Here is a 10265-nt window from a genome sequence, read left to right as displayed (position 1 = left end):
CAAAAAAAACCGGGTTACCCCTTGATGCTGGCAACCCGGCTATCCTCTAAAGGACCCGTGGCTTTCCGTCCTCACCTTACGATGAGTTTGGCAAACTGCTATCAGTTGTTGTGGTTACAGGTTGGGTGATGCAATAAGCGTTCCGTTGTTTCTTGTGAAAGGAATGAATGCAATGTCCATGTATTTTTAGGTGATTAGCCGTATCCTAGGCAAAACACCTAGGCAAATACCTAGAAGGTTCTGTACTCCAGATTACGAAAGTGAAATGGGCTTCATCTCAATCCCAAAAATCGTCTTTATCCTCTCTTGTATCGCTTTCTATTATTCCGGTAACCTGATTTCCTTTCTCATTGTATACCAGTTTGTTAAAACAGAGCATGTTGGCCATGGCAATTCCACGACCGTGATTGTGCATGGCACGTGAGGGATCAACCTCCATGTATTGCTTCCAGTCAAAGCCATCCCCTTCGTCGGTAATCTGGATATAGCAGGCTTTTTCCTTACGTTCAAATATCACAGTTACCCTTCGATCTCCATAGCGTGGATCGTTGAGGCGGTTGTTGATCTCGTTTTGCCATTTTTTTTCTGCCACCAGTTCACTTTTCTCCGCATAGCTGATACCAAGGTTTCCGTGTTCCACCGCATTTACCAGAAGCTCTGAAATACCGGTGAGGGTCCTGTCGGGATCATCAAAATAGTTTGCCAAAAATATGGAAAGTCCTTCGGCTTCATCCAATGTCCTGAAGGTACATTTCAGAATCTGAACAAGACCAAAACTGATTTTGCGTCGTTCCATTTCGTGGCGCAACTGTCTGTGGCGGCGGATCTGCTTTCCTGCAGCCTCAACAATTGAGAGCAGCATTTCAACATTCAGTGGCTTGGTGAGATAATAAAAGACTCCGGCTGCAATTCCTTCACTGATCTCTTCAGGGCGGTCCGCTGCGGTTTGCATTATAATGGGGATGTGGCGTAGATTTTCATCCGCCTTCATGGCATTACAGACTTCGATTCCGTCCATCTCAGGCATCATTCTGTCAAGAAGAATAATGTCAATGGTGTCATGAGACTCGCTGAGAACAGCCATGGCTTCGACTCCATTTACGGCAGTGCGAACATCGAATTTATTACGCTTCAGCATGGTTTCGAGGAGGCGTAGTGTGGTTGGATTGTCATCTACGGCAAGTATTGAAAGAGGAGCATCCTGTGTGATAGTCATATGATTTTGAGATTTTTTTTAAATTAAAATTAAAATGGAGTGCTATCCTGGCTTGTCAGCGTTCGATAAATGCCGAATTCAACGAGCGGTGAATAGGCTTTAATAAGTAGGCAAGCAGGCTTTTTTCACCGGTGATAATATCTGCATTGACTATCATACCGGGGAGAACCTTGTTCATCTCTGGGTCATTTCCAACATAGTGTTTACTAAGTTTTATCATACCTTTATAATACGGTGTTCCCTGTGGGTTTGTGAATGTTGTTGCTGATAGGGCGGTTAATGTACCATCTATGGATCCGTAGCGGGAAAAATCAAAAGTAGTCACCTTTACCGTGACATGGTCACCCGTTTTTATATGGCCAATATCGTTCGGTGACACCTTGACTTCTGCAACCAGTTCCTCACCCAGGGGGACTATTTCCATCAGGGATTGACCAGGTGGAATAATACCTCCAATGGTATGGATCTCGAGTCCTTTGACAAGACCATAGGTAGGAGATTTGAGTTCCAGACGACTGATTTGCTGATTGAGTTTTTCAATTAAATCCTTGTTTTCTGCAAGGTCATCCTCAAGTACAGCTAATTGTTGCAGAACATTATCCTTGCTTTTGGAACCCTGTGACTGGAGGCGCCACTCAAACTCTTTAACTGCCTGTTCAGCCTGTCTGATCTGGATAACCATGGCATCGAGCTGTCCTTTTCGGGCATTGATTTCCTGCAGAGCATTGAGGTAGTTCGTTTGGGGAACTAATCGTTCCTCATAAAGTTTTTTTTGAGTCTCGAAAGATTCTTTGGCAATTGAAAGATTTTTCAGGATGGTTGCCTGTTCACGTTTGAGGAGACTTATTTGTTCATTTTTCTGAACAATCTGTTCTTTTAATACCTGAATCTCGTCGTTTTGAGCAAGGAACATTCCAGAGAGGATAGCATTGTCCGAGTGAGAAGGATCAGAAGGGGTCTTGTCGTTTAGAAATGCAGTGAGACGGGCATGACGTTGTTCGAGAAGGTTCTTTCTGGTGACTAGGCGGGCGCGATCGGCTTTTATGGATTCTCCACGAATTCGCAGCAAAACCTGGCCGGGATTGACGAGGTCATCCTCCTCCACAAGAATTTCATCAACGATCCCTCCCTCAAGGTGCTGAATGACCTGAATGTGACCGGATGGTACGATCTCTCCTACGGTTCTTGCCACTTCTTTGATTTTAGCAAAACCTGTCCAGACCAGAAAGGAAAGAAATGCCACTGAAACAATAAGGGTTGAGGTGCGGATCAGGTACGGAGTGGTCGCCTCTTCAAGTACTGCTGTGAGCCCGAGAAGCCGAAGCTGCTGGTTGTTATCATGTTTCGTTTTTTTTGCCATGATGGTTTGCTTACCTGTTATTTTTTGAGAGCTGTCAGTAGTTCGGCAGGATCTCCGATCAGCACCTGACCGGTTCCGGTCAGATAGATTAATTTGTCAGCCTTGAGTATGTCTTCTTCGTGGTCCGTTACATAGAGCATGGTTTTGCTGCCCCGGTTGTTCTGCAAGAATTCACGGAAAAATATGCCGGTTTTTTTTCCTAGAAGTGTTGGCGGCATTTCATCAAATAAAAAGATAGATGCATCCCTTAGGTAGGTGCGTGCCAGTGTTAACTGATAGGTGAGGGTGGTGGAGAGTTGTTCAGATTTGTAGTCTCCAATAAAGTACGAGATACCTTCTTCAAAGTGATTGACATCGTCGAGTGCCCCTGCAAGGTATAAACAGTTGTTGAGTTCTTCAGGGGTTGCGTCGGGTTTACACATGCGCAGGTTTTGTTCGATTGAGCCGTGAAAAAGCTCCGGTGTTTGCGGGGTATAGGCAATATTTCGCCTCAGTGCTATGGGGTCCCGTTGTCGTATATCAAGCCCATCTATCAGTACTGCACCCATCTGCGGTGGATAGAGGCCTATAATGATTTTCAGCAGAGATGATTTCCCGGAGCCGCTGGGACCTGCCACGGCAACAACTTCACCTGCCTTGATGTTGAGCGTCATTCCGCTGAAGACTGCTCCTCGATCTGCAGTATAGCGCAGGCCCACGCCACTGAATGAAATATTTCCGGTGATAGTGAATGGTTGATCAGAAAGGGTAGTACTGTTTTCAGGGGCCGAGCGCAAGAGTTTGTGCACCTGACCCACGCTGCGGAAAATATAACGAATACGCACCAGAGAGTTGCAGATGGATTGCAGGGGAGAAATAACTCGCCATACCAGCATCATACTGGCAATAAGTGCACCTGTTGTGATTTGTTGTTCCCAGACCAGAAAGATACCGTAAACCAGAGTACCTACACCCGCTCCGACCGAAAGTCCGTAGGCAATTGCTTCCACAAATGCTGTCTGCTGGGAGCTTTTAAAGGAGGTGTATGCTGAGATACCCGAGAGTTTCCTGAAGCGCTCAAACCAGGTATCCATGGCGCCATGGATACGGATAGGTCTGAATTTCTGCATGGTTTCCACCATGAGCGTCTGTCGCTGAACGCTGGCAACGGCTCCCTCTTCAGTGCAGTTCTGAATCCGGGGAAGCATGATGAACCCGAGTAAAGAATAAAAAAGCGCCAGAAGAATGGGAATGCGTACCAGTGGTCCTCCGATAAAATAAATGGTGAAAATAAAAATCAGGGTAAAGGGAATTTCAACCAGATTCGTCCCCACGGGGCCTGAGAAGAAATTACGGACGGAGTCGAAATCTTTCAGGCGGGCAATCTGTGCCGGAATGGATGAACTTTCCACGATACGGGGTGGAAGATACAGGAGACGCTCAAAAATGGATTGGGTGATAATGGAGTCAAGGCGAACCCCGAAAAAGGCAAGACTTCTTGCGCGCAGGTAGCGAAGCAAAGACTCGAAACCTATGGCCATAAGTGCACCAATTGCTAAGAAATACAAGGTGTCAGGGGAATTGTTGCCGATTACTTTGTCATATACGGCCATGACAAAAAGTGATGATACAAGGGCCAGCAGATTGATCACAAAACTTGAAACAAATATCTGCTTGAAGACAGGAGTAAAGCGGCTGCCCAGAAACCGGGCCCAGCGGCTCGGTTTTTCATGGACCTGCTGGTTCAGTTTGTTTTTATCCAGTCCATTCTCATCGAGGGCCTGAAAAGTGTAAATTGTTCCACTGCTTTTTGTGATTGTAGTAAAGGGAACACATTCCTGACTTTTTCCATCGAAGGCGTGGAGAGTACTTTTTGAGTCGCTAAAGACAATATAAGGGATCTCTTGGTCTCCCCCCTCATTGACAACAACGAGGCAGGGGGCAAGGCGTGCATCAAAACCTGTTAATTGTTTTACGCTGGCATGTTGAATCTGATAATTCAGATTTGCCATGGTGTTAATGAAATCCACTCGGTCGATCTGGTCAGGGTAGTGGGGCAGGGATTCACAGATCTGATGCACTTCTCCGTTCCAGGAAAGAGCAGTGAGGAGCGGTGCCACACATGAGGCGAAGGGCGAAGGCAGGCCGGTTTTGGAAAGCCAGCCATAGGGTTCGATCCTGCTTTGCAGCAAGCTGCTTTTTTTTAGAAAATCATCACTCATGCCCGTAACTCTCTGAATGGCAGAACCGAGAAGAGTTTGGAGTCAACAGGAGCGTTCTCCTCTAGTTTTCCGTTGACGATGTAGTATTCCTTGTCTGCCAGTCGAAGGATATTGCGATCATCGGAAATGATGATAAGGACGGTGTTTTTTTTGAGGCGCCCGAGTATCCTGAAGACCAGGTTGTAGCCGGAGCGGTCAAGATTTCTGTCGGCGTTGTTGAACAGAATAATCCGGGGCCTTGTGGCGAGAGCGCGTGCTATTGAGATTCGTTGTTTGAGGCCTGGAGGAATGGGGTCGGTTACGGAATCGCTGAGTACTGTTTTATATCCATTCGGTAAAAGTGCCACCGCTTCGCTCACTTCAAGATGCTCGGCAGCTTTCAGGGCGTCCTTTTCAGGTATTGTTCCAAAAAAAGTAAGATTCTCCATGATCGTTCCGTGGAAAATAGCTCCTTTTTCCGGGAGATATCCAATATGTGAGGCAAGCTGTACAGGAGAAACCTGTGATGGATTTGCTCCATCGATGGTGATTTGCCCCTCTGTCGGTTTGTACAAGCCGGTGAGAAGGTTGATAAATGTTGTTCTGCCCGAACCCTGCTCTCCAATAAGAGATATGGACTGGCCCGTTCGCAGCGAGAGGTTGATGTCGTCGAAGAGAAGAGAGCTTTTTTCTCCGTAAGAAAAACTGAGGTTTCTACAGCTGACAAGGCCCGTGGGCTGCATCACTGTTTCAGTGTCACCGTAGGACGATCCTGGGAGGGCAAAAATATCTTCCAGTTCTTTTTTGTCGATAAAAAAGCTTTGAAATCTGGTCCATAGCCCCAATGCCCTCTGCACGGGTTGCATGACTCTTCCAGACAGCAGGAGACAGGCGGCAAGACCACCGGTTCCCATGTCACCGTTCAAAACCTTGATCGCCCCGTAAGATACAACCGATACGGTCATGATTTGGCCAAACAGCATTCCCGAGCTCATGGCGATATTATTGGAAAGTGCAACTTGAAAGTGAGCAGCCGAGATACGATTTTGAAGACGATCGTTACGGCGGAAAAAGAATTTTTCAAGCCCCTGACTCTTTATGGAGTGAATACCGGTCAGGGTCTCTATGAGAAAGTTGTAGCGGATCTTGTCGCTGAAGTCCTGTTCTTTTACCTCCTGTTTGAGGCGTATTCCCACAATCCAGGATATAATGCAGAAAAGAATAAACAGAGTGAGTGGTACAAAAACCAGATCTCCTCCGATATAGCCAATCAGGACAAGAAAAGTTATAACAAAGGGAAGGTCCACCATGGTCATCAGTGCCTGGCCGGAGTAGAAACTTCGCAATCTGGTGATTGCCGCCATCTTTTGGATGTACGCTCCTGCACCCTGTTTTTCAAATGCCTGAACATTGGCATTGAGCAGGTGAGACATGGCGGCGCAAGCAGTTTTATGTTCAAAAACTGCCCCGGACCAGCCGGTGAGATATGATCGTGCCAGACGAAGGCCGACTTCAAGCGTTACCGCACAGGCAACTCCTGAGATGAGTAACACCAGGGTACCTATTCCGTGACTTGGAAGGATACGGTCATAGGTCTGCAGCATCATAATAGGCATTGCCAGAGCCAGCAGGTTGATGACAAGCGTCGACAGCATCAGGTAAAATCTGTTGCTGTTTTTATTTACCAATGTATCAGCTGGAATTTTTGTTATTCTGTTTTTTCCTGCCATGGAGCTCCTGAACCACTAATATAACATGCTTTATTGATGAAAAAAAACTGAGTTGATGATATCGAAAAAAAATGGAGAAATGAAGGGAAAAGATAAATTGTTGTGTATTTTATAAACCTTATCGTTGAGTGGAATTTTTTATGGATTATTTCGGAAAAAAGGCACAAGATACTGTATAAAAGAGGAAGGTGAGGTTGTAAACAGGAATAAATGACAAATGTATTGTTTATTGGAGGAATTATGAAAGTAGTCGCCTTTAGTGGAAGTGCCAGAAAGAATGGAAATACAGCATTGTTGTTACGTACTGCCTTGGCTGAACTCGAGGCCGAAGGGATAGAAACTGAGCTGGTGCAGCTTGCAGGAACTGAGATTAACGGTTGTATCGCCTGTTATCAATGCTTTCAGAAGAAGGATGGTCGCTGTGCTGTTGAAAAGGACTGTATCAACGATTGTCTTGAGAAGATGAAGGGGGCAGATGCCATTCTTCTTGGCTCTCCAACCTATTTTGCGGACGTTTCAACAGAGATGAAGGCCTTGATGGACAGGTGCGGCATGGTGAGTCGTGCCAATGATGATATGTTTAAGAGAAAGCTCGGTGCCGCCGTGGTTGCTGCAAGACGGGCCGGGGCTATACATGTTTTTGATACCATGAATCATTTTTTCCTTATCGGACAGATGATTGTGATTGGCTCAAATTACTGGAACATTGGAATGGGGCGCGAGAAAGAAGAGGTTGCCAAAGATGAAGAGGGTATGAACACCATGAAAGTGCTTGGTCAGAACATGGCATGGGCCTTAAAACAAATGGCTTCGTGAAACTTTTTTCTCTGATATGTGCTCTGATGGATACGGTTGTGGTAAAGATTGTAAATGATGGTACGGGAGAGGTGTTTTGGCAAAACAGGTAACCATTCTGGTGGTCGATGACGAGCAGGTGCATCGCTACATGCTCTGTTCCATGTTTAAAGAGTGGGGCTGGAAGTGTGTGGAGGCAGATGATGGTAAAACTGCGGTTGATGCCGTTCAGAAGTTTTCCTATGACGCAGTTCTTATGGATGTGCGCATGGCCAGAATGGATGGCATGGAGGCCTTTGCTAAAATCCACGCCACTCATCCGGCTCTGCCCGTTATTATCATGACGGCGTATTCTTCTGTGGATGCGGCGGTCGAAGCCATAAAGCATGGAGCCTATGATTATATGACCAAACCCCTTGATTTTGATCGTCTCCGGCTGACCCTTGAGCGGGCAGTGGATAAGAAACAGGTCGAAGAGCGAAAACAGGTGGCGCAGAAGAGCATTCCTGAGGAAAATTCCTCCTCTATTCTCGGGAGTTCTCTCTTAATGCGGGAACTTCTCGAAATGATCTCCTATGTGGCCCCCACAGAAGCGACTGTCCTTATCAATGGTGAGTCTGGTACCGGAAAGGAGCTGGTGGCAGCTGAGTTGCATAATAACAGTGAGAGGCGTGATAAACCTTTTGTAAAGGTGAATTGTGCCGCTCTTGCTGAGAGTTTGCTTGAGTCAGAACTTTTTGGTCATGAAAAAGGAGCATTTACCGGGGCCGATAAACAGCGTGAAGGGAAGTTTGTCCAGGCGGATGGTGGAACCCTTTTTCTTGACGAGATTGGCGAAACTTCCCAGGCCATGCAGGTGAAGATGTTGCGTGTGTTGCAGGAGCATGAATTGCAGCGGGTTGGTGGTGAAGAGACGATTCGTACCGATGCCAGGATTATTGCTGCCACCAATCGGGACCTTGAACAGGAGGTTCATAATGGGAATTTCCGTGAAGACCTTTATTACAGATTAAACGTGGTGACAGTGACTGTTCCACCGCTTCGCAAACGAAGAGATGATATCCCCACGCTGGTCGAACATTTTGTCCGTAAATTTGCAGAAAAGAACAGGCGTGAGGTTGCAGGAGTCACCTCGGAGTGCATGGAACTGCTGTGCAGCTATTCCTGGCCCGGAAATGTGCGGGAGCTTGAAAACGCAATTGAGCGCGGGGTTATTCTAATGCGTGGTGAATACCTTACTGAAAAAAGTCTCCCCGTACCAATTCAGAAACAGGTGCGGGAGAGGAGGAGTGAGAGAGAAGTTGGACAGGACTCATCTCTTCAGGCACAGGAAAAGGTTTTGATCTTAAGAACCCTTGAAGAGACCGACGGCAATAAAAGTGAAGCCGCAAGGAGGCTTGGAGTTACCCGTAAGACTCTACAGAATAAGTTACATAAGTATTCTGAATGATGACAGGAAAGTGACAAGAAAATGACAGTTTGCAGCCCCTGTTGACTATGGCTGATGGCTGTGGTATTGAGACAGGCTGAAGTGTGAACTAAACTGTGGGTGGAAAAGCAGGATTTTCGTTTTTTTTTCTTCTTCTTCAGTGCCCCAGGGGTACTTCCTGTGGGGGCGTCTTAGACCAAAAAAAAACTTCAGTATATACACAAACGGAGTAAGTAAAATGAGGACAGATATAGTCCATATTGGTGCAGGTGAACTGACCTACGAGATTCGCAATATCGTGAATGTCGGAAATAAACTGGAGAAGCTTGGCCTGACGACAAACTGGGAAAACATAGGCGACCCTATTGCAAAGGGGGAGAAAATACCTTCCTGGATGAAAGAGATTGTTGCTGACGCCGTTATGCAGGATCTGACCTATGGCTATTGCCCGACTAGGGGTGTGTTGAGTACCCGTGAATTTATTGCCGCGGAAACCAATAAACGTGGCGGAGCGCAGATTACTCCCGATGACATTCTCTTCTTCAATGGTCTGGGGGATGCTATTTCAAAAATTTTCGGGTTTCTGAAAAGAACCGCTCGGGTGCTGGTGCCAACCCCAAGTTATACTACACATTCATCCGCAGAAGCCGCCCATGCAGGTGATAAACCACTGACCTACATTCTCGATCCCAATCATCACTGGTATCCCGATCTGGATGATCTGGAAAAATCGATCAAGTACAATCCAGCAGTTGCTGGAATCCTGATCATCAATCCTGATAATCCCACTGGAGCAGTGTACCCTACTCATATTCTTGAGTCCATTGTTGAACTTGCCAAGAGATATAATCTTTTTATCGTCTGTGACGAGGTTTATCATAATATCGTTTATAATGGCACGTCCACCTCTCCTCTATCTGATGTGATTGGGGATGTCCCTGCCATTGCCATGCGTGGTATCTCTAAGGAAATGCCCTGGCCAGGTTCTCGTTGCGGTTGGATTGAAGTATATAACGGGGATAAAGACCCCATGTTTGCAAAATATATTCAGTCCATTTTGAATGCCAAAATGGTGGAGGTTTGCTCTACCACCCTGCCTCAGGTGGTCTTCCCCAAGGTGGTTCAGCATCCAAAGTATCAGGGCTATTTACAAGAGCGCATTGCCCGCTATGAAAAATTTTCAAATATTGCCCATGACTGTTTAAAGGATGTTAAAGGTGTACTGGTGAATCGTCCTAATGGTGCTTTTTATATGAGTGTCTGTTTTGAAAGCGGTGCATTGACCCATGATCAGACTCTGGTAATAGACAATAAGGAAGTTCGTGCTATGGTGGAGTCCCTAGTCAGTCCGGAGGGAACCTCCCTTGATAAACGGTTTGTCTACTACCTGCTGGGTGCAACGGGCGTTTGTGTTGTCCCTCTTACCTCTTTCGCCACCGACCTTCAGGGGTTCCGAGTTACTTTGCTTGAACGTGATGAGGCAGTTTTTCGTGAAGTGTTTGAAACCATTGCCATCGCTATTCATCAGTATCTGGAAAGTTAACGGGGGTGAATA

Annotated in this window: 7 protein-coding genes and 1 riboswitch; of the genes, 3 read left to right on the top strand and 4 right to left on the bottom strand. The window is 46.4% G+C overall.

Translation table 11 applies throughout. The features are described 5' to 3' along the window. Positions 1-26: 26 nt before the first annotated feature. A riboswitch (cyclic di-GMP riboswitch) is annotated at positions 27-102 on the bottom strand. A gap of 175 nt (positions 103-277) precedes the next feature. From UWK_RS17460 to UWK_RS17445, 4 genes are read right to left on the bottom strand one after another with little or no spacing between them, the layout of a single operon-like run. Next, positions 278-1216, bottom strand: a complete 939-nt coding sequence (locus tag UWK_RS17460; protein WP_015405719.1) for a response regulator — start codon at positions 1214-1216, stop codon at positions 278-280. 55 nt (positions 1217-1271) lie between these two features. After that, the gene (locus UWK_RS17455; protein WP_015405718.1) at positions 1272-2576 is read right to left on the bottom strand and encodes an HlyD family type I secretion periplasmic adaptor subunit; all 1305 of its coding nucleotides are present in this window, start codon (positions 2574-2576) and stop codon (positions 1272-1274) included. 17 nt (positions 2577-2593) lie between these two features. Beyond that, a complete protein-coding gene (locus tag UWK_RS17450; protein ID WP_015405717.1) occupies positions 2594-4777 on the bottom strand; it encodes a peptidase domain-containing ABC transporter in 2184 nt (727 codons plus the stop codon). Beyond that, positions 4774-6486, bottom strand: coding sequence for a peptidase domain-containing ABC transporter (locus UWK_RS17445; protein WP_015405716.1), 1713 nt, complete (start codon positions 6484-6486; stop codon positions 4774-4776). The genes UWK_RS17450 and UWK_RS17445 overlap by 4 nt, the downstream gene beginning before the upstream one ends. Positions 6487-6726: 240 nt before the next feature. Between UWK_RS17445 and UWK_RS17440 the strand changes: the two genes are divergently transcribed. The 3 genes from UWK_RS17440 (at position 6727) to UWK_RS17430 (ending at position 10253) form a co-directional block, all read left to right on the top strand. Further along, positions 6727-7302 carry a flavodoxin family protein gene (locus UWK_RS17440; RefSeq protein ID WP_015405715.1) on the top strand — a complete coding sequence of 192 codons (576 nt, stop codon included), beginning with the start codon at positions 6727-6729 and terminating at the stop codon, positions 7300-7302. Between the two features lie 76 nt (positions 7303-7378). Continuing rightward, on the top strand, positions 7379-8731 hold the full coding sequence (locus tag UWK_RS17435; protein WP_015405714.1) for a sigma-54-dependent transcriptional regulator: 1353 nt from the start codon (positions 7379-7381) through the stop codon (positions 8729-8731). Between the two features lie 217 nt (positions 8732-8948). Then, on the top strand, positions 8949-10253 hold the full coding sequence (locus UWK_RS17430; protein WP_015405713.1) for a pyridoxal phosphate-dependent aminotransferase: 1305 nt from the start codon (positions 8949-8951) through the stop codon (positions 10251-10253). The last annotated feature ends 12 nt before the right edge of the window (positions 10254-10265 follow it).

Origin of the sequence: Desulfocapsa sulfexigens DSM 10523 (assembly GCF_000341395.1) — a bacterium.
GTDB lineage: Bacteria > Desulfobacterota > Desulfobulbia > Desulfobulbales > Desulfocapsaceae > Desulfocapsa > Desulfocapsa sulfexigens.
Note: the sequence above shows the minus strand (reverse complement) of the source record. Positions and strands in the feature narration are given on the sequence as shown.

Bases quoted from the DNA above. Each gene is read 5' to 3' on its own strand.
- UWK_RS17460 (WP_015405719.1), bottom strand. From the start codon at position 1,216: ATGACTATCACACAGGATGCTCCTCTTTCAATACTTGCCGTAGATGAC.
- UWK_RS17455 (WP_015405718.1), bottom strand. From the start codon at position 2,576: ATGGCAAAAAAAACGAAACATGATAACAACCAGCAGCTTCGGCTTCTC.
- UWK_RS17450 (WP_015405717.1), bottom strand. From the start codon at position 4,777: ATGAGTGATGATTTTCTAAAAAAAAGCAGCTTGCTGCAAAGCAGGATC.
- UWK_RS17445 (WP_015405716.1), bottom strand. From the start codon at position 6,486: ATGGCAGGAAAAAACAGAATAACAAAAATTCCAGCTGATACATTGGTA.
- UWK_RS17440 (WP_015405715.1), top strand. From the start codon at position 6,727: ATGAAAGTAGTCGCCTTTAGTGGAAGTGCCAGAAAGAATGGAAATACA.
- UWK_RS17430 (WP_015405713.1), top strand. From the start codon at position 8,949: ATGAGGACAGATATAGTCCATATTGGTGCAGGTGAACTGACCTACGAG.